Genomic DNA, 20,788 nt, shown 5'->3' on the forward strand with positions numbered 1-20,788 from the left:
AGAAGGCGCGGAAACGTTTGCCGCTTTCCGGCAAAATACGCGCCGTATAAAGCCGGTTATAGACTTGAGACCTGTATTAGGTGCGAAAGCGCCCTCTTCTTGGCTTCGTACGGGGCCGGCCGGATCCCGGCCGGACGGATACGGCCTATTCGGCATGAACAGCCGCGTCTTTCGCCGGCACTGGCCTTGCGGCGAGAAACGCGCGAAGCCGTTTCGACTCGATGCCGGCAAGCAGCACGATGCCGATGCCGTGCGTGTCGTTCAGCAGCCAGGACAAGCGCTCCTTGTAATAGAGCGGGGAGAAGGAATAGCCCGATCCGCGGCATACGCCGTATACGTTGCCGCCTTGATCGATGCAGTGCCGGGTCAGCGCCTCGAACCCCCGCAGCGCAGCATGCGCGTAGCGGCCCGCATCGGTCAGCCAGCCCGAACGCACGCCTTTGGCGAAGGCGTACACGAACATCGAGGTGCAGGACGTTTCCGCATACGATTCCGGGTCGGTCAGCACCTGATGCCATAACCCTTCCTCGTCCTGCAGCGCCAAGTAGCCGCCGCAAAGCTCCCGGTAAAATTCCAGCAGTACCCCGCGCCGCGGATGATCGTCCGGCAGTACGTCCAGCAGCTCCGTCAGCGAAAACAGCACCCAGCCGTTCCCTCTTCCCCACGGAACGGTGCACGGCTTGCCGAAGTTCAGGTTGTAGACGTGATGCATAATGCGTCTCTCCGGCATGTACAGCCTGTTCTTATAAAGCAGAAACTGCTCCGCAGCGTCGTCGATATACCGGCGGTCCCCCGTCAAGCCGTAATATTGGCACAGAAAAGGCACGCTCATATACAAATCGTCGCACCAGATCGTATTCACCATCAGCTCGCTGAAGCTTCTGTACCGGTACAGCGTTCCGTCTTCGAGCCGGTCCTGCTCCTCCGAGATGTAGCGCGCGATGCGGTCCGCCGCCCGCTCGGCGCCCGGCAGCTTCCGCTCCTTGTGCGCCCGAAGCATCGTCGCCCCAAACGAGCCGCAGTCGTCCAAGCTGTCGATCAGCGCCAGCTGGTGGTTGGCTCCGGGCGCGCCGTGCTTCGCGTGATCCCACAGCACCAGCTCGTCGATAGACGTACACGACGCAATATGGTCGGCCGCGTAATCGGCGTAATCGGCCCTCCCAAGCTCCTTGCCCGTTTCCAGCAGGCCGTACAGCGTGACGCCAAGCGGATAGTTCCACCGCCCAAACAGACGGCTTTCGACATACGGGCGCACCCGGGCGTTCGGCCGGTCCGCCCGCCAGAACGTCGCTTCGTCGCCCGTTCCGAGCAATCGCTCGACGGTTGCGCACGATTCCGCCGCCGGAGGCGAGCCGAACGGACCCGCGTACAGCCAGCAGCCGTCCATCCCTTCGACCGGATGCGGCTTCCGCCACCTTGCTTCGCTTCCGGCGCCAAAGGAATCAAACTTGAATCCCCATTCGTTCCCTCCGCACTCCGACTGGACGACGATATCATGAACGCCGTAGCTTAGCGCGACATGGACCTCGAACCGGCCCGCCTCCCGGTCCGATTCGTAAACCGGCCGTCCGTCCGCGCAAATGCGGATCGTTCCCGCATGGCTGCCGCTCAGCTTGACGTTTCCTTCGTAAGCGGGGCCGCCGCAGTCGAGCTTCGCCCAGGCAATCGCGGTCCGGCCCGCCGCGCATCCGACGATTCTCGCGAAGGCCCCGGCGCGCCGCTCTTCCTCCGTCCATTCCCGCCGCGGCAGCCATTCCAGCGCCGTCGTTTCCTCGGATGCCGGCTCCGCGCCGGCGAACATGCGGACGATGCGCCCGTCGGCGTTCCCGGACGAGACCTCTTTCGCGTTGCCCGGCACGAGCCGCTCCGCGAGAGGACGGGTATAAATCCACCCTTCCTCGCCTTCCCGCTCCGCGCTTGGCGCAAGGAAATGAACGGGAGCTCCCTTCACCGAACCGGTACCGAACACGGCGCCGCAGCCGGTGGCGGTTTTTTCGAACTCGAGCACGAACGCGTTCCACCCTTTGCGCAGCTGCCCGCGAATATCCGTACGACTGTCCGGCAGCACGTCGTCGCGGTGGTTCGACTCGAAAGCGAGACGGCCGTTAATAAACAAGCGGGTATGGCTGTAGCAGCTGATCCGGAACGGATGAGCGCTTTCCTCGTCCGCCCACAGCTTTGCCCACGCATAAACGAATTGCCCTTCCTTAAGCTCCGGCAGCCGGTCTTCGGCGTTCATGTCGTAACGGTAGTCGTCTCTCCGCCGGAAGCCTTCCGCGTTCATTATCCTGTACACCGGAGCGGTTCTCGGGTTCGCCCCGATATAGCGGCCCGCGATCGCCGTCAGCACCTTTTCCTCGGATACCGGCGCGCCGCCGCCGATCGCCCGTCCTTCCTCTACGTAAGTCATAACCGTCCCTCCTGCATCATCGGTATGGCCGTGTTTTGTTCAATTACAGTCCTGCCGCTCCAGCAGCTCGATCTCAATGGCGGCCATCAGAAAAGCGGCCGTCCCTTTCGGATCGTCCTGTCTCTTCGGTTCGCCGATATAGTAGGCGTACGAGCCGTCGCGGTACGGGCGCCCGCCGAGTCCCGCCACTTTGCAAATGCCGTCCAAATGAAGCGCTCCGTCCTCTCCTTCCGACACGGCATGGCGAACGATTCCTTCAAAGCCGCGCCGCGCCGCATCCGCCGCTTCCCCGGTCAAATAGCCGAAGCGGCTTCCTTTGGCCAGCGCGTATACGAACATGGCGGAGGCGGACGTTTCCAGATAATTGCCTTCCCGGCCGCCTTGATCGAGTATTTGATGCCATAACCCGGTCGCTTCATCCTGCATGCGCATCACCGCCTCCGACAGCCGGTAGAACAGCCCGACGAGCAAGCCGCGTTTCGGATGATCGACCGGAAGGTCGTCGAGCACGTCGGCCAGAGCCATCATAAACCAGCCCACGGCCCGTCCCCAGAAGTGGGGCGAACAGCCCGTGACGGGATCGGCCCAGCGCTGCTCCTTGCTTTCGTCCCAAGCGTGGTAAAGCAGGCCCGTAACGGGGTCCCGGGCTTTGTTCTCCATCAGCGCGACTTCGTTTGCCGCTTCGTCGAACCAGCTTGCGTCGCCGCTCAAGGCTGCATACGCGGTCATAAACGGAGCCGTCATATAGACGCCGTCCAGCCACATTTGGAACGGGTAAATTTTTTTGTGCCACAGCCCGCCTTCGCTCGTCCTCGGGTGGCTTTTGAGCTGCTTGGCCAACAGTTCGATCGCCGCTTTATACTTGCTCTCCCCTGTTTCCCGGTACAAGGCGAAAAGCGGCTTCCCCGAATTGATTTGGTCGACGTTGTATTCGTTCAGGCTGTAGCCCCGGATCGAACCGTCCTCCCGCACGTACAAATCCATGTTCGCTTTGACGTAATCGAAATAGCGGCGCTCGCCCGTTTGGCGCCACAGCTTTTCCATGGCCGTCAGCAGGCAGCCGATTTCGTAATTCCATGACAGACGCGAGTAAAACGGCAGCGCCGTCACCAGCGGATACCGATCCATGAACGGACGCGCCCATTTCTCCGACCAGCATTCCATTTGTTTTCCCCCTCTCCGCCTTCATCCTAAGACCCGGCCGGCCGCAGCCGCAATCTATCGTATCGCCAGCGGATGGGCGATTCCGGCAAGCCGGCACCGTATGAACAAACGGTTCATTTCCCGCACGTTCGGTTGATCGGACCGGTCGGCCGCAGCCGGGATACGGCCGGATTCGCCCGCACGCAAAAAGAAGCTTTCCATTGCTCGAAACAACGGAAAGCTTCTTTTTGATCGCAAGCTTACAAAAAACATCAACGCCGATCGGCGCCGCCTCCATTTCGGCGGGCTTTTTGCCGCTCGCCCGCTAGCGCCCGTTGCTCCCCCCGCTGCCATCGCCGGCTTCCTGCTGCGTGCCGTCAGGTACCGACGTACCGGGCTGCTCCCCTGCCGGAGGCGTTATGATGCCGGCGCCGCCGCTTTCCTCTTGCCCGCCGGCGCCCGGGACATTGCCGCTCTCCTCCTGCCGCTTCGTCCCTTGCGGACCTTCTTCTCCGCCGAGAGGCACGGAGATGTTCGGCGCGCTGCCGGCCGAATCCCCGACCGGATTGCCTTTGTTGTCGTAGTAGTACATCGGCACGTCGCCGACCACAAGCAAATACGAAACCGGTATTTCCGCTTCGACTTTTTGCGGCTCGGTATCGAACGGGATAATAATCGAGATTTCCGTCACGACCTTGATATACACTTCCACCAGCGTATTGTTGATGCCGATGCTGCTTTGACGCGTATTGAGCTGAACCTGGGTTGCGCCTACAGGCTCGAATTGCACCGGTACGCGCGGGCCGTACGACGACAGAATCGCGCTGCCGAGCGCATGCCCGATCGGAATCGATTCCTTCAAATGCTGCAAATCGTACAGCGTCCTCGACACCGTATCGATCGTTTCGGCCGTAATTTTCATATGCTCGGAATAGTTCAGCATGAAACCCGATATTTTGCCCTCGCCGCTCGTTTTCCAATCGATCAGCTTGTCGAACGACGCCTGGGACGCCACCTGCTCCGTAATCGCCTGGTTAATCGCCTGCGTCGCGACCTGATTCATGCGGACCTTGGCCACGTTCATCATCGGAATCCGCAAATGACGGTCCACATAAATAAACGACTGAATGGCCGCGAGAATTACAACCATGCCGGCAATAAGCCACAACGTCCCCCTGCGCTTCCGCGGTCTGGAAACGCGGGTTCCCCAGCCGCTGCCGCCGCTTCCTCCCCGCTTCGCCGCGGATCCTCCGGCTCTGCGAAACGCCTCTCCCGTACCCGATCCCGCCTGCGGGGAACGGACAACGCCGCCCGCAAACAGCGGCCGGCTCCGGTTTCCCAGCTTCATCCCGGATTTCCGGAAAGACGGCCGCGCTTTGGCCGGCCTCGCCGGGACGGCGCGGAACAAACCGCGATGAGGTCCGAGCCTCATCCTTTTGGGTCTGGCGGACAGCAGTCCCGACCATAGAGAGGGCAAGCTTCCTCCCGCCGGCCTGCTTCCCCACTGCACCGTTTTGGTCCGCCGCCATGAACCGCTTTGGTTCAGCCAATACAGCAGTCCCCTTCTTCCCCATCTCGCCATCGCTACAGCACTCCCCTCGATCCTCGTGCGGCGTCCGTTAATACATGCTTATGCGTCCGGGCACGCAAAAAGAAGATGCGCTTGACCGGGCCGGCAAAAGCGACATGCAGGGAGGATTGTGCTATATTAGGCAATGGAAGAACAGACAGACAGAAACTTCCGACGCGGGTTGAACTCGAAGTTAACTGAGTTGCTTAAGAGTTCATCGTTCGCAAAAAAGATCCACCAATCAGGAGAAAAGGAGATGATCCGTATGGTTCGATTCGGCGTCATCGGAACGAACAAAATTACGGAGCAGCTGCTCGATGCAGCGCGCCACAACGAACAATTTAAACTTACGGCCGTTTATTCCCGCACGGAGGAGCGTGCCCGGGAATTTGCCGCAAAATACGGTGCGGAGCATATTTTTACCGATCTGGAAGCGATGGCTGCAAGCGACGTCCTGGACGCCGTCTACATCGCAAGCCCGAACTCTTTCCATAAAGACTATGCCGTAACCTGCATGAACGGCGGCAAGCATGTGCTGTGCGAGAAGCCGATCGCGTCCAATGCCGGCGAGCTGCAGGAGATGATCGACGCCGCCGAGCGGAACGGCGTGCTGCTGATGGAAGCGATGAAGTCGACGCTTATGCCCGGCTTTGAAGCGGTGCGCAGCAATTTGGACAAGCTTGGCGCGATCCGCCGGTACACCGGCAGCTACTGCCAATACTCGTCCCGCTACGATGCGTACAAGCAAGGCACGGTGCTGAACGCGTTTAATCCCGAGTTTTCCAACGGGGCGCTCATGGATCTCGGCATTTATTGCCTCTATCCGCTCGTCGCCTGCTTCGGGGCGCCGAAAGCCGTCAAAGCGACGGCGGTTATGCTGGAGTCCGGCGTCGACGGCGAAGGCAGCATTCTGCTGGAGTACGACGATATGGAGGCCGTTGTGGCTTATTCCAAAATTACAAATTCGCACCTTCCGTCCGAAATCCAGGGGGAGAACGGCAACATGCTTATCGACCGGATCAGCGAGCCCGGCGACATTCGCATCGAATACCGCGACGGGCGCGTCGAAACGTTGGGCACACCGGGCGACCGGCCGATCATGTCGTACGAGCTCGACCATTTCGTCCAATTGGTGCTCGAGGGCAAGACGGAATCGCCGGTCAACAGCTTCGCCAACTCCATGGCGACGATGCGCATAATGGACGAGGCGCGCAGGCAGTTCGGCCTTGTTTATCCGGCGGATAAGCGTTAAGCCGGACGACAAGCCGTTCCCGATAAACGAATAATCAAGCGTTCAAAAATTAAACGCAGCGGAAGCCGGGCTGTTCCAGCCAATCGGTCCGCTGCGTTTTTGTTTTCGGTTAGGCAGCCGGTTGTCCTGCCCTTCGGTTGTGCCCGCTGCCGGAGTTTCCTTTTATCGCTCCCAATACCCGGCATGCACGGCGCAAGCCTCTTCGGTCAGCTCCGGGAACGGACCGATCACTTCGATCTTCTTCTGCCCGCGGGCGAAAATTTCCCGGCACGGCATATCGAACGTCGGGTTCTGCGGATGGTCGCCCGTTAACTGCAGCAAATCCTTTTCCGTCGCCGCATACACGACTCGCCCGAGATTGCCCCAATACATCGCCCCGGCGCACATCGCGCACGGCTCGAACGTCGTATAAAGCGTAAAGGTCCATAGCTGCTCGGGCGTATAGAGCTTCGAAGCTTTTTCCATCAATGCCGTTTCGGCATGCCCGGTGCATCGATGCTCCGTTATTTCCACGTTGCCCTGCTCGAGCAGAATCGTGCCTTCCGCATCGACAAGGATCGCGCCAAACGGCGTATTGCCGCTTTCTCTCGCAAGCTTCGACACCTCGATGCTTCTTCTTAAATATCGGACGTGGTCCAGCTCCGCCATCGGACATCCTCCAATCGCCATTCGTTTTCCTTCCGTATCGCCTTACGGATATGGATTAAGCTTAGAAGCGAACGTTGGAGCCGTCAACGAACTGCGCGGCGTTTTTGGCACAAACGCCAACGGAGACGGGATGACGTTAGTCACGATGCATAAAGGAGCGGATCATCTCTATGCAATAAAATAAAACCTTTATCCCCAACCGGCCGTATTACTGTAATAAAGCCAACTTCAATCGACACTCCCTAAATCAACCGTAAGGAGGAAAAACATGATCAAACGGTTATTCTGGATACCGCTGCTCGTTGTTTTGCTGTCAGGCTGTTCCTGGCTCGATCAGGTCAATCAGTCCTTGGACTATACAGGCGAAGCCGCATCCTACATCAATGAAGCGACGCAGTTCGCCGAATCGCTTCCCGGTCTGGCGCAGCAAGCCGTAACGGACACGAACGCACGCGAATCGCTCATTGCGGAGCTGGAAAACATGAAAGCGCGCATCTCCGAATTTAACGGTCTGGAAGCGCCAGAGTTTGCCGCACAGGCGCATGAACAGCTGGTTGCCTTAAATCAGACGCTGCTCGAAAACATTAACGCCTATCTCGAACAAATTCAGAACGGAATCGTCGATATCCAGAACTCGGATATTATGCAGACGGTGGGCAAAATCAAAGAGACGATGGATATGATCCAAAATCTCTAATTTTCTTTTGAACATCAGGCAAGGGTAGCCCTGGATTTCTTCCTCGATGAATCGATTTTTCCAATCGGATAACGATATTTTTTGCATCCGGAATGACAATTACCTTCCGTGACGTGTTTTGTTTCACTTATCCCCCCTTTGCTACCTCTATCTAGGCAAATTACACCACAAACACGTCACAGAAGGGACATTCTGTGACGTGAATTGAAAAACTACTTAACAATGCACTCCGAACAACTCTCTTTTCTTAATCAGCGTATTTCTGATATACTGCATTAGATTAAATTACCAATTGGAGATGTACGAGATGAGTCACTACACAAGGATCTCTTACCACTTCCCCCCCAACGATATGGGGCTCTTTTAACACCTGGTAGTATGGTTGTTTCATGAGCTTCAACATAACGATAAATGATGGATGGCTGCCCAAAGGGAGCAAGAAAACTTTTTCATCTACCTCGTTGCTGAATGCCTTTCAGCAAGACCATCCATTCAAGTAATAATGAATCCTTTTGTGTTAATTAAAGACTGGTTACTAGAACCCTGGCATATAAAGTATCTAGAATCTAAGATCCTCTTTTACGAAGCTTCAAGACAAAGAAAAAGCACCGTCTACACGGTGTTTTTTTCAATTATTTCCAGGACCAGTAATTCTTCCCGTTAGTTGCGATATAACGATTAAACCAAGTTTCAAAATTACAACCTAAACACCTCAAATCGTCTTCTAAGGATGCTGCGCTATTAACAACATGCATGTATTTTTCGTCACCTGAACTGTATTTTTTGCAATCAATTACAATCCAATCTCCACTTATATAAGCAATCTGAAGCAACCCATTTATCTTATAAACAGTATTGTACAGGTAGTCAACCTGATCAATTGGATAAAAAGTATTTTCTCCTCCATATAGTTCGTGATTAAAAAGATCACAACCGTTGGTTATCTTTAAAAATTCAATATATTCTCCTGGAATCACAAGCCCTGTAGAAGTTTTAAAATCCTCTATTTCCTGCTCCGTAACACCGCGATTGAATTTACAAGTATACTTCCCTACTTCTCCATTACCATCTAATATATAAATAAAGTTTTTATTTATTTCAAGTATGCTTGTTAGACCGTTTAAAGTTTCTCTTACCAATGAAGATGATTTCAATCATATCACACCTTTCTATAAAACAAACGGACAACAAGAGAAGTTGTCCGTTTATTATATCATAAGTTTTAATTAATAGCTGTTCCACCACGGGGTTACTGTATAGATGTGGAAGTTTGCAGGCAATGGAATCAAGTTACTAAAGGCATTCGTTCCTCCGTAAATCAAAGGCCTAATGTGATGAATATGAGTCACAGAACCTGACCAGTTGTACCCATTATTTGGGTATAGCTCACTGTATTTTTTTATGTAAGCCGCTCTATCTGTTGAAGAATCCCAAGTAACTGGATCAGTAACTTTAGTCCAATTAGCGGGCGGTTCCGTCATAACTTTAAGTGAAACCGGATCACGATAATATGGGTATATCATTGCCTTTTTATTAAGCAACGTCTGATTTGTTTGCGCATATTGATCGATATCAGAATACTTACTGCCCCAAAAATCGTAAGCATCTAATCCGAGTTCAGTAAAATAGTACCCAGTTCGGGAGATATCAAAGGTATGTGCTACCTCTTTACCTTCTTGGACACCCAGGATACCTTGTAACGTAATATCTACTCCAGTTAGCCAAGTGCCACTTCCTCTTGTATTTCCCCTAAACACAGCAAATTCAAAAACTAGTTTATGGAGTACTTCCTTCAATATCTAGTATTTTCGATCTAACTTCTAATTCAGAAGCTCCTTCGATTGGAACTTGTATCAAACTTACAAGAACTGAACCTGCTGCCGCTGCTGCTGTAGCAGCAGGTTGTATACCTTCAATATTTTGAATTTTCGAATCTACTTTTTTAACATCAGTTTTACCTGTCGCTTCATTAAAGGTGAAAATGTAATGAGATTCCTCGATTTTATTCGGATCTTCTGCAGTTGTAGCATATGAAGACTTAACAACCTTCGTAATATCCCATATTGCCGGCCACGTCCCAATCAACGACCATCAACCGGTAGCGCTGACCGGTAATCAAACCATTCACCGTATACGACGTCTTCTAGTTAAGCAACGTAATACTTTCCTCGGCGTTCCATTGCTGTTCAAGTCAATCGGCGAGACCGCCCCGTCGGCGTTTACCTTCTGCATATAGAAAGCCCGCATTGCATTTCCGAAGGACGGCTCCGGATTTTTGAATTTATTAAAGGTGACGGTTACGGACGTTGGTTTCCAGCCTTAAGTAACGGGAATAACCCCATAAAGAGTCTGGCCGCGTTAGCGGCAGGCTCTTTTTTTGTAGCCTATGCAGGAATACCTTGAGGTTTCCGCCATCCGCTCGAACTTGAACGAAATCATTCATGTACATGACGGGTTTCCGCCTGCCGCATCCCCCCGTACAGCAGGACGTTGTTTCAAACCTTCTCATTTGCATCAATGTTGTACGATAAGGTTGCAAGCTCATCAAACGACAAAGGAGTTGAACAACCCTTGAATCAGATCATCCCGATTTTGCCGTGCCCGGCCGTCAAGGAGCAGGCCGCCTTTTACGAGCAATTAGGTTTTGAGACGGTTCGCATTTACGTCCGTCCCTATCCGTACGCCGTTTTAAAATACGGAACGCTGGAATTTCATTTTTACGGAAACAAAAGAATTGCGCCTGACGAAAATCCGCAAATGTGTTATGTACGAACCGACGATGTCGATCGCGTATACGAGGAAATGACTTCGAGGCTGAAGGAGAAGACCGGAAAAATCCCGCGTTCGGGCATACCCCGGATTTCAAAACTGAAGGACCTGGCGGACGATAGAAGGTTCTACATTACGGATATGGGCGGAAATACGGTTATTGTCGGGATGCCGAACTCCAAGCTGTCCGATCCTCCTTTCTTCAGAACGATCGAAAGCAAGGAGCATTCCGGCAATTTCGAAATTCTTTATGACTTGCTGTACTCCAAAGAAGACAGCCGTTCCGCGTTTATCATGCTTCAAAAATTGTTCCCTTCCGATTTCGATTCGATCGACGTAGGCGATTTGGACATGGCCAAGCTATTGCTGCTTGCATGGGATATCCACCGGCAACGCAATATTGAAGTAGATCCGGCCATAAACGGAAAACTGAAACAGTTATTGGACGCTTACGATACGCAGCATCCGGATTGGAATAAAATCAAGCAGAAATACGACGAAATGCTAGACGGCGAATAATACGGAAAAGCGAACGAACCCCGGAAGGCGTTATTTGCCCCAAATCGGCAGAAAAACGCGACGAAATGGGGAAATAACATATCCGGGACCGTTCATTGGGGCTGGGCCGATTATGGCAACATAACGGCTATCCGTTCGCCAGCCGGTCAACCGGACGCCCGCACGCTCTATCGCGGCGTTTTTTTGTTGGCGCGGCGGGCTTTCGCTTCGATCAGCCTCTCGTTGCCCATCATGCCTATGGCCAGCAGCGCCAACGCCGCCGGGACGATATCCCACAGAAAGATTTGCGATATCGAATCGGTTAACGCTTTAACGGCGGTCTCAAGCTGTTCCGCTGGAATCGATTGCCTTGCTTCCGGATTCAGCAGTCCGCGGGGATCGTCCAGCAGATGCTGCGGAACGTTCGCCGACTCCTCCATCCTCTCCGCGAAGAGATGCCGCTGTATAACGCCGAACAAGGATACGCCGACCGTCATTCCGAACAAGCGAAAAAAGGATAAAGAAGAATTCGCCGCTCCGCTTTGCCGGACTCCGAAATGATGAACTCCCGCAAGGCTCAGCACGGAGAACGACGCTCCGATGCCGAAGCCCGCGATAAACATGTACAGAATCAATAACATTTGCGGGGTGTGCGCGTCGGAGGCCGCCAATAACGCCACGCCGGCGATAAAAATAAGCGTAAACCCGAACATAATGTTCCGGTAGCTCGTCAGCTTCGTCAAATACCCGCTCACCTGGCCGGAAATAATCGTCGCCAGCATCATCGGCAGCAGCACCAGGCCGGAGTTTACGACCGATCCGCCCATCCCCCCTTGCACGAAGATCGGAATGTACACCGTAAGGACGATAAAGGATGTGCCGCTTAAAAAAGCCGCGATATTGCTCATGGCAAACAACTTTTTCCCAAACATGGAAAACGATAAAATCGGCGCCGGAACTTTACGTTCCACATAGAGAAAAGCGGCAAAAAGCACCGCGAAGCATCCGAACAACGTGAGAATAAGCGGCGAATTCCACGGGTATAGATGGCCTCCCATCTCCAGCGCGACCATAAAGCAGCCGATCGCCGCCACAAACAGGATGCTACCCTGCCAATCGATCGGCTCCTTCTCGTGGAAGGGCGATTCGCGGTAAAACTTTGCGACCAGAATAAGGGCGGCGAGCCCGAGAGGAATATTGATCCAGAACACGCTTCTCCAGTCCAGCCAATCCGTAATAAAGGCGCCGATCAGCGGGCCGGCAACCGTCGCAAGGCCGTAGACCGTCCCCAGCATCGCCCCGATCTTGCCCCGCTGCTCGAGCGAAATGATATCGAACATGATCGTGAGCGAAATCGGGGCGAGCGCGCCCCCGCCGATGCCCTGTATAACCCGGAACAGGATCAGCTGCTCCATGCTTTGCGCCATCCCGCACAGAATGGAACCAAGCATGAACAAGACCAAGCCGAATATAAAGAAACGTTTTCTCCCGAAAATATCCGACAGCTTCCCGAATATCGGCATTCCCGCGATTTCCGCCACCATGTAGGCCGACGTGACCCACATGAGCTTGTCGAACCCGCCGAGGTCCGAGATGATGCTCGCCATGGCGGTTGCGACAATGGTGCTGTCCATCGAAGCGGTGAGCGTGCCTAACATCAATCCCGCAAAGATGAATTTCATGTTCTGCTTTTTCAGAGCCAAGTGTACTGACCTCCCAGGCTTTCTCCGGCCGAAGGGCCGGCTTTCCCGACCGGCAGCTTGAATGTCGCCGCTTCGGCCGCAAGGAACTTCCGCTTAAAGGCTCCGATTTCACGGATCGCCTTATCGATGCCGCCCGATTGCCGCAAGCTCTCTCCGACCTTCGCCGCTTTCGTTCGGTAGGACCGGTCGTTCATGATCGCGTCGACAGCCTTGCCCAGTTTGTCGGCGGATACCTTCTCCTTCGGAATGGCTATCCCGCATCCCAGCTGTTCGACTCTTGCGGCGACGATCGGCTGATCGGACGATTGAGGCACCACGATAACCGGTATATCGTGATATAAAGCTTCCATCGTGCTGTTCATGCCGCCGTGGCAGATCATAATCTGCGTCTTCTTCAGCAGCTCCAGCTGGGGAACGTAGTGCCGGATTATAAAATGCGAAGGCGCATCGGCGAAACGGCTTAAATCCGTTTGCTTGCCGACGGACATGACGACTTGGTAAGGCGCATTGCGAAACGCCTCGATGCATTGGCCGAAGAACGCTTCCTTACCGGCCAAAATCGTTCCCATCGAGATATAAACGAGAGTTCTTCCGTCCAATCGTTCGAACGGGAACGAAACCGGCTCCCTTCTCTGCGCGGCGGCCGGCCCGATAAACACAAACGATCGATCCAGCCGTTCGCTGTAAGGTTGAAACAAGCTGCTCGTAAACGCGATATTCAGATCCGCCTTCTGGTAATAAATATTTCCGAAATCGGGAACGGGAACGCCGTGTCTTTCTCCCAGCTCGCGGAACAGCCGCTTGGACTCCCGAAAAAACGTTCCGCCCTCGATAAAATTTCTCCATTTCGTCGCCCAGGTTTCCCCGAACGTCGGCGGCTTCTTGCCCGTATAAACAAAGCCGACCGATACCGAAACCGAAGGGATGCCGAGTTTCTGCGCAATCGCCCTTCCCCAGCCGAATAAAGAATCATGGATCGCGTAATCGAAGGTTTCCCCTTTAATCCGCTCCATGACTCCGGGAATGACGATATCGGCCGAATCCAGCAGCAACCGGATGAACTGCGTGAAATGCCCCAGCTCCTCGGCGCTTCTTCCCGCGAGAAAATTAGCGTAAGCGCGGAACTCCGCTCCGGCTTGCTTAATCTCTTCCTCATATGGCTGCGAGCAAAAATAGACGACCTCTTCTCCGAGCCTTACCAATTCCCGAACCAAAGGCAGAGTCGGATGCACATGGCTTTCCGCCGGTCCGCCTATAAACAGCACCCTGGCCATTAACGGCTTCACCTCCGTCGCCGTAGCTTTAACATCTTCACGGGGCAACTGCTGCCTGCAAATCCGACTTGATCCGCCGGATAAAAATATCGTCTTCGGCCCACGGATACGTCGCGCACGTCCCTTTCATCACATTGCCTACGACCTTCTCGATCACGACGGGAGGAAGCCCCTTGTCCTTTAACGCTTGCTCCAGCCGCAGGATGGATTGAACGATTTGCTTCGCGCCTAACGCGTTTAACTGCTCGTAAATGGGGTCGGACGAATAGATCAAGTCGCCGAACGGGCCGAATAACGCGGACATCAGCGCTTTTTCTTCCTCGTCGCAGCCTTCTTGCTGCACGACCAGCAGCGGCCGATTTCCGTTGCGGATTTCCCCGGCTTCTCCGATGATTTTCAAATAATACGGAATCATATTGCCTTGCAGCGCCGCTTCAAAAGCCTGCTTATCGATAAACGTTGCGATATTGACGACGCGGACGGCTGGGTTGCCGCATTGAAGCTGCCGGACGAGCTCCACCGATAAGGCCGGATCGAGCGCCAGAATAATAACGTCCATATCGTGCAGCTGTCCAATATCGGAGGCGAGAACGGCCCCCTTCGATCGGGCGAGCCGCTCCATCCTTTCGTCCGGCCGGTTGTCTACCAGAACGAGCTTCTCCGCTTGCGGCAGGGCGGCCGTGATGCAAGAACCCATTTTGCCGATGCCGACAACGCCGATTTTATAAGGTAGTACGACGCTCATTGCACTTTCGCCTCCCGGTCCGCCCATTCTCTTAAACATTTCGCGGTGTGCGAGTTCGAGCGCTCGATCACATCCGCAACGGTGCCGGCCGCAACGACCTCGCCTCCGTTCTCCCCGCTGTCCGGCCCGATGTCAATGACATAATCCGCCCTCATGACCATATCGAGGTTGTGCTCAATGACAATAACGCTGTTGCCCGTCTCGACCAGCCGCCGGAAGATCGCGATGAGCTTCTCCGTATCGTAGAAGTGCAAGCCGCTCGACGGCTCGTCGAAAATAAACAGGTTATCCGTGTTGTTCTTCTTGAACAATTGGGTCACCAGCTTGAGCCGCTGGCATTCCCCGCCGGATAACGTGCTGACGCTTTGGCCGATCTTGATATACGAAATGCCGATATCGGATAACGTTTCCAATATCGTCCGGATGGCCGGACGGTCTTGGAAAAGATGTCCCGCCTCTTCGACGGTCATATCCAAAATTTGCGAGATGTTATACCCGTTATATTGAATTTGCAAAATTTGTTCGCTGTATCTCGCGCCTTGGCACATATCGCACACGACTTCGACGCTCGGCATAAAGTACATATCCTGCTCGACGAATCCGAGGCCGCTGCACTTCTCGCACCGGCCGTTGCCGCTGTTCGTGCTGAAATCCGCGTATTCGACTCCCGCTTCCTTCGCTTCGGGCAATTCGCTGAACAGCTTTCGGATTTTGTCGAACAGCCCCGTATACGTGGCGATGTTGGAACGCTGGCTGCGGCCGATCGGGCTTTGGTTGATCGAGAACACTTCTTTAATCGTTCCCGGACCGACAAGCTCCACGTTTTTGGCCGACCGTCTGCCATGCTTCAGCATCCCGTCCAGCTGCTGATAGACGACGTCGTAGATTAACGAGCTTTTGCCCGAGCCCGATACGCCGGTAACCGCTACGAAGCACTGCAGCGGAATATCGACGTTAAGCCGCTTCAGATTGTGCGCCGCCGCGCCGCGCACTTGCAGGAACGTCCCGTCTTTCCGCATCGGACGGTCCGGCGGCAGAACCGCTTTTTTGAACAAGTATTTCCCTGTCAACGACTTCCCGTTGTCCGCGATTTGCCGCGGCGTGCCGCTGGCGACCAGCTCTCCTCCGTGAATGCCCGCACCGGGACCGATATCCACGATATAGTCCGCGCTTTCGATCATTTTTTTGCTGTGCTCGACGATGATAACGGTGTTGCCGTGATCGCGCAGCTTTCGGAGCGCCGCATAAATGACGTCGATATCTTTATGATGCAAGCCCGAGCAAGGCTCGTCGAATATATAAAGCACGCCCGTCAAATCGGTGCTCAAATAGTTGCAAAGCCGGATGCGCTGGGCTTCCCCTCCGGATAAGCTCGGCATCGAACGATCCAACGTCAAATACTCCAGACCCACCTCGATCATATTTTGCAGGCGGGCGGCGACCATGGAAATCACTTCGTCGAGCTGGGGGTTGGAGCTGCTTGTCACTTCGGGGCTCCGTTCAATCTGCCGCATCAGCTCGATCGCGTTCCGAACGGGCAGCGTCAGCAGCTCGGAGAAGTCCATTCCCATCACTTTGACGCTTAAGCTTTTTTTGTTCAGCTTTTTGCCGCCGCATTCCTCGCATACCGTAATGTCCATGAACTGCTCTTCGATCCACTTCCGCCTTCCCTCCGACGTCGTTTCTTTATAGATCCGCTCGACGTGAGGGATGAAGCCCGGGTATCGAATTTCGGCCTCTTTCCCTTTAATCCCGGTCTGCGAGCCGGGAAACTGCACCTTGATTTTCTCCTGGATGCCATACATGAGCCGATTCTGGAGCTCGTCCGGAAGCGACGAAAAGACGGTCTCCGGCGGCAGCTGCAAATAGTCGTAGACCGTATCCAGTATATATTTGCCCAGATACGACAAGGCGTTGTTTTTGGCGCAGTAGGTTTGGATGTCCCGAAGCGACATTTCCCGGTCGGGCAGCACCCGCTCCTCGGTCACCTTTAACTCGACGCCTAACCCGTTGCAGCGCGGACACATCCCGTTGACATGGTTAAAGGAGAAATGGTTGGGCTGCTTCTTCAGGCTCATGAACCCGCAGCTTTTGCAGCGCTTTCCGTCCTCGACCTTGATCTGGCATTTCGGGCATATCGTTTCGCCTACAAGAGAAAACAGGAGGCGCAAATAAGCATTAATTTGCAGCGCCGTGCCTACCGTGGAGCGGGGGTTGCTGTCCCTGTTCATCTTCTGGCTGATGGCGATCGGCGGCATCAGGCCGGTAATTTGGTCGACTTTGGGCCTTGCAAAGCTTCCGTTCTTGGAAGAGAGAGCCTCGAGATAGATCGCTTTCCCCATCGAAAATAGCGTATCGAAAGCAAGCGACGTTTTGCCCGATCCGCTTATGCCGGTTACCGCCGTAATTTTGTTTTTGGGAATGGAGACGGTAATGTTTTTGAGATTGTGCTCTTTCGCTCCCTTAATGACGATCCATTCATTCTGGTTCACAAGAGCTCCTCCTGTTAGTTGGATGATGAATAGACGATTTCGACGACCCGGTTCGTCCGGTTGTTGCGAATATGGCCGTACGTATGGCCAACCGAATCTTCTTCCGTTAACTTGAGAATCTCGTAACCTTCCGTACCGCGATAACGGTCGACGAAGCGGAATACGTCCTCCTTGCTGCCGACTCTGTAAGCGGGATGAGACATGAGGCTCAGCCGCTTCGCTTTCGGATATCTGAGCCACGGTCCGAATTGCTTGCAGGCGAACAGCTCGACGGCCGTTCCGTCGTTTAAGCCGATCGAGAGCCACCACCCTTGCGTGCCGTAATGAAGGGGAACGATGTACGAAGGACCGTAGTCGAGCGAACGGATGCGCTCCTCCTCCATCTCCCGGTACATAAATTCGATCCAGTCGAAAACCGCCTTATCGTTGCGGTATTCCCCGATATAATAGGCAAAATGGTCGATCGGCAGCGGGTCTTGGGAGTCAAGCGCGCCGCCGACCAAATCCAAGCATTCCGCCAGAAGCTTCGCCGGCTGTTCCCGATGCATCTTTTCGTTCAAGGAGAGCAGGCCGCCCCACAGGACGGAAGGATCGGCCTCTTCGATCTCGAATTCGTTCGTTTCCAGCAGATTATATAATTGCTCGTACATCCTATACCTCCTCCGGTACGATCCGTTTGGACGCAATCATATAGATGCCGAAAAACTTCTCTTCGACTTCCGTCAGTTCGACATTGGGGACTTGCTCGAACATCTCTTTGATCTCGGCGCGCGTGTAGCTGGCGTTAACCGAGTTCAAAAACCCTTCCCGCATATATTTGTCTTTCTGCGAGTGCATGATGAAAGACAGCTCGTGAGGTTTCATATCTCTTCGCCAGTCCAGAATAAAGAGGGAGCCGTTCTCCTTCAACACCCGGCCGATCTCCTGCAGCACTTGCAGCGGGAACTCCCATTCGTGCAGCGAGTAACTCGAGATGGCCAGATCGAAGGCGTTATCGGCGAATTCCATCTTCCCGGCGTCGCCGACCCGGTAATCGGTGCGGCTCCCGAACCCGTATTCCCGGCTGTTCTCCCGCGCCAAGTCGGCCATCGCTTTGCTAATATCGAGTCCGCATAACGACGTATTTTCCGTCGCTTTCAGCCATTCCAAGCCGAAGTAGCCGGGTCCCGGACCGATTTCCAGCGCCGTGCCGCTGCACAGTCCTTTCTCGATCATCAGCTTGATTTTTTTGTCCAGCCATCCGGAGTCTCTGACGTCCCGCTGCATTTTGTCGTATTCCCGTACGATATGCTCGTCCTGCAGCCCTTCCGTCGTTTCGATGATTCTTTCTTCCATTACGCCCTACCTCCCCATAATTTAACAGATTAAGAGTTAAGATGTAAATTGCACCAATTTCCTAAATACATCTCCTTCAATCGCAATAATATGTTCCAGCAGGCCGGTAAAAACTTTTGACATCGATCCCCAGTTTTCCGCTATCGAATTCTGGTTCTCGTCGATCAGGTTCGACATCCGTTCCCAACATTGGGCGGATTGAAGCAGCGTCTCGGAAGCTTGCAGAAGCCTGTCGTCGTTCAAGATCGAAGCGGCGCGGTTCAGAAACCGGCTGTAGAGAATCCGGAAATTCCCTCCGCCGCCTGCTCCTCCGGTATGAATCGTTTTGGACATAATCATCATTTGATAGCTAAGCGCATCCATAGCTTTGCCGCTGCGGGTGCTCTTAATCTTGAAATCGAGCTCCTTGTCCCAGCCGCCGATCTCGTCCTTCAACCGGCGCAGCCCCTCGATCCCGGTATTGATCGTTCCCAGCTCGCTTCGGTTCAAATAACGTTCCGCATTGCTTGCGATCGCCGTCTTCACCATATCCTGCAGCGAAGGCATCCGTTCCGGGAGCTCGAAGCTGTACCAGGCGTTCTGCGGCGGGTTCCAATACATCTTCGAGTTCCGGGAGCTGCGGAGCTCCTCGTGCGTAATGTAATGGAAGGGCGCCGGATCAAACGGGCAATCGTCGGATATATAGACGCCGTTCTCGTCGTAGGCGACGGCTACGATTAAATGGCCTCCGACATCCATATAACCGACTACCCGGTTCCAGTGATCGATCTCGAACTTATCGACTTCGATCATGACGGGAATGCCTTTATCCAATTCGGCCTTCAGCGCAAGCCAGGCCGCTTCTTCATCCTCCGTCGTATGGCGGGTGTACCGGATGCCCGTAATCCGCGAGAAATCTTTCACCCAGTCGTAATAGCGGCCGCCTACGAAATAGGGGGGATACTTGTCCGGGCCCATCTTGTGGTAAACAAGATCGATCCCGCAATCCAAACCGAAAAACATCGATTCGTCAAAGTCGTTTTCGATAAAATAGGGATAGCGGTTGATCAAGCTTTCTCCCAGCGATATCGAGATGCAGTGCCGGCCTTTCACTTTTTTGTAACCGTCCAGCGCACGCACGGAGTTTTGAATAGCCAAGCGATTCCCTCCTTTATTTCGTTTCGTGTAGCAGCGCTTCGAACGCCCGCTCCTCGAGACGGCGGATTTGCCCGAGATCCCGATCCATGTCGCGGTTAAAAGACTCGAAATCGCCAGGCGCCGTTTCGCCCGATAGGCCTCCCGACATCTTTGTCAAGCGGCCGGCGATGCGGCTCCAGAGCCGCCCCGATTCCTCGAACCGCCCGCTTGCTTCGTCATAGGCCGCGCTTAGTCCGTATTCCCGGCGAGCAAACGCAAGAAAAGCGGCGTACATCGACCTGAACAACCCTCCGCCCGTTCCGTTCGTTTCGATATTGGCTGCGAGCATTAGCAGCTGTTTTTTGATTTCCTTGACGGCTCGCTCTTTCGGCAGCCCGCCGCCTAACAGCTCGTCGACTCGCCGGCTTAAGGATGGCCGCAATCCGGCGATCCCGGATACGCCCGACAGCTCTCCCGAAAGGTTCAGATACGATTCCGCATTGAAGCGGACCGCCTTTTGTACGGCCGCCGAAATGTCGACCCTCGATAATTCGCGGTCGAACCGGAATACGTAATATTTCCGGTCGGGCGAGAGCGGGTCTCCCTCTATCGGTCCCCGGGCTTGCCGAAGCCGGTCCATCGATAAACGGTAGAACGGGCCTTCCTTTTCTCGGAGCAGCGGGTCTTGGCGTTCGGAGACGTATACGATTCGTTCCGCCTCGTCATACCCGGTCAGCACAAACATATGGCCGCCGAAATGGAAGGCGTTCGACCGAAAGTAGTCCAAGTAATACATGTCCGCCTGGACCATGACGGGAACGCCGCTGTCGAGATAGGCTTGGACCTCTCTCCAGGCCGCTTCGTCGTCCGAGGGTTTACCCTCGATTAACGTAAGGCCAAGCGAGCGGCAGATCGAACCGTCGAACGTCGTTCTTTTCCCTCCGAGAAACAAAGGCTGCAAGGCCGGCTTGTCATGGCCCATCAATTCGAACCCAAGCGAGCTGTCCAGTCCGAAAATAAATTCCTCGGGGAAATCGTAACCGTTAAGTTCGAAAATATCGCGAATAGCCGTGCTGATACAATGCTTACCGGGTTTATTGGGGAAATCGGCAATCCGTTTCATCGTCGTCTCCCCG

Annotated in this window: 19 protein-coding genes; 3 read left to right on the top strand and 16 right to left on the bottom strand. The window is 54.3% G+C overall.

The features are described 5' to 3' along the window. Window positions 1-145: 145 nt before the first annotated feature. The 4 genes from ACFSW5_RS23015 to yunB all read right to left on the bottom strand — a co-directional run bounded on the left by ACFSW5_RS23015 (window position 146) and on the right by yunB (window position 5,135). Window positions 146-2,410, bottom strand: coding sequence for a glycoside hydrolase family 88/105 protein (locus tag ACFSW5_RS23015; RefSeq protein ID WP_379278554.1), 2,265 nt, complete (start codon window positions 2,408-2,410; stop codon window positions 146-148). 39 nt (window positions 2,411-2,449) lie between these two features. Next, window positions 2,450-3,574, bottom strand: coding sequence for a glycoside hydrolase family 88/105 protein (locus ACFSW5_RS23020; RefSeq protein ID WP_379278556.1), 1,125 nt, complete (start codon window positions 3,572-3,574; stop codon window positions 2,450-2,452). 54 nt (window positions 3,575-3,628) lie between these two features. Then, window positions 3,629-3,787, bottom strand: coding sequence for a hypothetical protein (locus ACFSW5_RS23025; protein ID WP_379278558.1), 159 nt, complete (start codon window positions 3,785-3,787; stop codon window positions 3,629-3,631). 91 nt (window positions 3,788-3,878) lie between these two features. Then, window positions 3,879-5,135: a sporulation protein YunB gene (yunB, locus tag ACFSW5_RS23030; protein ID WP_379278560.1), complete on the bottom strand. Its 1,257-nt coding sequence runs from the start codon at window positions 5,133-5,135 to the stop codon at window positions 3,879-3,881. 253 nt (window positions 5,136-5,388) lie between these two features. Between yunB and ACFSW5_RS23035 the strand changes: the two genes are divergently transcribed. After that, complete coding sequence (locus tag ACFSW5_RS23035; RefSeq protein WP_379278747.1) at window positions 5,389-6,375, top strand: Gfo/Idh/MocA family protein; 987 nt, start codon at window positions 5,389-5,391, stop codon at window positions 6,373-6,375. 162 nt (window positions 6,376-6,537) lie between these two features. On the opposite strand, the gene ACFSW5_RS23040 is transcribed toward ACFSW5_RS23035, so the two are convergent. Then, window positions 6,538-7,023 carry a nucleoside deaminase gene (locus tag ACFSW5_RS23040; protein WP_379278563.1) on the bottom strand — a complete coding sequence of 162 codons (486 nt, stop codon included), beginning with the start codon at window positions 7,021-7,023 and terminating at the stop codon, window positions 6,538-6,540. A gap of 268 nt (window positions 7,024-7,291) precedes the next feature. Here ACFSW5_RS23040 and ACFSW5_RS23045 point away from each other — a divergent pair, with 268 nt between their 5' ends. Next, a complete protein-coding gene (locus ACFSW5_RS23045; RefSeq protein WP_379278566.1) occupies window positions 7,292-7,720 on the top strand; it encodes a DUF6376 family protein in 429 nt (142 codons plus the stop codon). A 632-nt stretch (window positions 7,721-8,352) separates the two neighbouring features. Here the strand turns inward: ACFSW5_RS23045 and ACFSW5_RS23050 are convergent. The 3 genes from ACFSW5_RS23050 to ACFSW5_RS23060 all read right to left on the bottom strand — a co-directional run bounded on the left by ACFSW5_RS23050 (window position 8,353) and on the right by ACFSW5_RS23060 (window position 9,805). Next, complete coding sequence (locus ACFSW5_RS23050) at window positions 8,353-8,874, bottom strand: SMI1/KNR4 family protein (protein ID WP_379278568.1); 522 nt, start codon at window positions 8,872-8,874, stop codon at window positions 8,353-8,355. A gap of 72 nt (window positions 8,875-8,946) precedes the next feature. Beyond that, entirely contained in the window at window positions 8,947-9,516 is a 570-nt protein-coding gene (locus tag ACFSW5_RS23055) for an HNH endonuclease signature motif containing protein (RefSeq protein ID WP_379278570.1), read from the bottom strand. Then, window positions 9,497-9,805 carry a hypothetical protein gene (locus tag ACFSW5_RS23060; protein WP_379278572.1) on the bottom strand — a complete coding sequence of 103 codons (309 nt, stop codon included), beginning with the start codon at window positions 9,803-9,805 and terminating at the stop codon, window positions 9,497-9,499. The genes ACFSW5_RS23055 and ACFSW5_RS23060 overlap by 20 nt, the downstream gene beginning before the upstream one ends. 486 nt (window positions 9,806-10,291) lie before the next feature. Between ACFSW5_RS23060 and ACFSW5_RS23065 the strand changes: the two genes are divergently transcribed. Then, window positions 10,292-11,008 (top strand): hypothetical protein, encoded by a 717-nt coding sequence (locus ACFSW5_RS23065; protein ID WP_379278574.1) that lies wholly within the window; start codon window positions 10,292-10,294, stop codon window positions 11,006-11,008. A 167-nt stretch (window positions 11,009-11,175) separates the two neighbouring features. Here the strand turns inward: ACFSW5_RS23065 and ACFSW5_RS23070 are convergent, their stop codons facing one another. Genes ACFSW5_RS23070 through ACFSW5_RS23105 form a run of 8 tightly spaced genes read right to left on the bottom strand, consistent with a single transcriptional unit; the run spans window position 11,176 to window position 20,775 of the window. Beyond that, window positions 11,176-12,690 carry an MDR family MFS transporter gene (locus ACFSW5_RS23070; RefSeq protein ID WP_379278577.1) on the bottom strand — a complete coding sequence of 505 codons (1,515 nt, stop codon included), beginning with the start codon at window positions 12,688-12,690 and terminating at the stop codon, window positions 11,176-11,178. Then, window positions 12,681-13,964, bottom strand: coding sequence for a macrolide family glycosyltransferase (locus tag ACFSW5_RS23075; protein ID WP_379278580.1), 1,284 nt, complete (start codon window positions 13,962-13,964; stop codon window positions 12,681-12,683). The genes ACFSW5_RS23070 and ACFSW5_RS23075 overlap by 10 nt, the downstream gene beginning before the upstream one ends. Before the next feature lie 37 nt (window positions 13,965-14,001). Beyond that, on the bottom strand, window positions 14,002-14,709 hold the full coding sequence (locus ACFSW5_RS23080; RefSeq protein ID WP_379278582.1) for an NAD(P)-binding domain-containing protein: 708 nt from the start codon (window positions 14,707-14,709) through the stop codon (window positions 14,002-14,004). Beyond that, the gene (gene uvrA / locus ACFSW5_RS23085) at window positions 14,706-17,201 is read right to left on the bottom strand and encodes an excinuclease ABC subunit UvrA (protein ID WP_379278584.1); all 2,496 of its coding nucleotides are present in this window, start codon (window positions 17,199-17,201) and stop codon (window positions 14,706-14,708) included. The genes ACFSW5_RS23080 and uvrA overlap by 4 nt, the downstream gene beginning before the upstream one ends. A gap of 14 nt (window positions 17,202-17,215) precedes the next feature. After that, window positions 17,216-17,851: a hypothetical protein gene (locus ACFSW5_RS23090; protein ID WP_379278586.1), complete on the bottom strand. Its 636-nt coding sequence runs from the start codon at window positions 17,849-17,851 to the stop codon at window positions 17,216-17,218. Between the two features lies 1 nt (window position 17,852). Further along, on the bottom strand, window positions 17,853-18,536 hold the full coding sequence (locus ACFSW5_RS23095; RefSeq protein WP_379278588.1) for a class I SAM-dependent methyltransferase: 684 nt from the start codon (window positions 18,534-18,536) through the stop codon (window positions 17,853-17,855). 36 nt (window positions 18,537-18,572) lie between these two features. Further along, on the bottom strand, window positions 18,573-19,673 hold the full coding sequence (locus ACFSW5_RS23100) for a BtrH N-terminal domain-containing protein (protein WP_379278590.1): 1,101 nt from the start codon (window positions 19,671-19,673) through the stop codon (window positions 18,573-18,575). 13 nt (window positions 19,674-19,686) lie between these two features. Continuing rightward, on the bottom strand, window positions 19,687-20,775 hold the full coding sequence (locus ACFSW5_RS23105) for a BtrH N-terminal domain-containing protein (RefSeq protein ID WP_379278593.1): 1,089 nt from the start codon (window positions 20,773-20,775) through the stop codon (window positions 19,687-19,689). Window positions 20,776-20,788 lie beyond the last annotated feature (13 nt).

Source organism: Paenibacillus thailandensis (assembly GCF_042685365.1).
GTDB lineage: Bacteria > Bacillota > Bacilli > Paenibacillales > Paenibacillaceae > Paenibacillus_AP > Paenibacillus_AP thailandensis.

Bases quoted from the DNA above. Each gene is read 5' to 3' on its own strand.
- ACFSW5_RS23080 (WP_379278582.1), bottom strand. From the start codon at position 14,709: ATGAGCGTCGTACTACCTTATAAAATCGGCGTTGTCGGCATCGGCAAA.
- ACFSW5_RS23075 (WP_379278580.1), bottom strand. From the start codon at position 13,964: ATGGCCAGGGTGCTGTTTATAGGCGGACCGGCGGAAAGCCATGTGCAT.
- yunB (WP_379278560.1), bottom strand. From the start codon at position 5,135: ATGGCGAGATGGGGAAGAAGGGGACTGCTGTATTGGCTGAACCAAAGC.
- ACFSW5_RS23105 (WP_379278593.1), bottom strand. From the start codon at position 20,775: ATGAAACGGATTGCCGATTTCCCCAATAAACCCGGTAAGCATTGTATC.
- ACFSW5_RS23040 (WP_379278563.1), bottom strand. From the start codon at position 7,023: ATGGCGGAGCTGGACCACGTCCGATATTTAAGAAGAAGCATCGAGGTG.
- ACFSW5_RS23090 (WP_379278586.1), bottom strand. From the start codon at position 17,851: ATGTACGAGCAATTATATAATCTGCTGGAAACGAACGAATTCGAGATC.
- ACFSW5_RS23095 (WP_379278588.1), bottom strand. From the start codon at position 18,536: ATGGAAGAAAGAATCATCGAAACGACGGAAGGGCTGCAGGACGAGCAT.
- ACFSW5_RS23035 (WP_379278747.1), top strand. From the start codon at position 5,389: ATGGTTCGATTCGGCGTCATCGGAACGAACAAAATTACGGAGCAGCTG.
- ACFSW5_RS23020 (WP_379278556.1), bottom strand. From the start codon at position 3,574: ATGGAATGCTGGTCGGAGAAATGGGCGCGTCCGTTCATGGATCGGTAT.
- ACFSW5_RS23015 (WP_379278554.1), bottom strand. From the start codon at position 2,410: ATGACTTACGTAGAGGAAGGACGGGCGATCGGCGGCGGCGCGCCGGTA.
- ACFSW5_RS23045 (WP_379278566.1), top strand. From the start codon at position 7,292: ATGATCAAACGGTTATTCTGGATACCGCTGCTCGTTGTTTTGCTGTCA.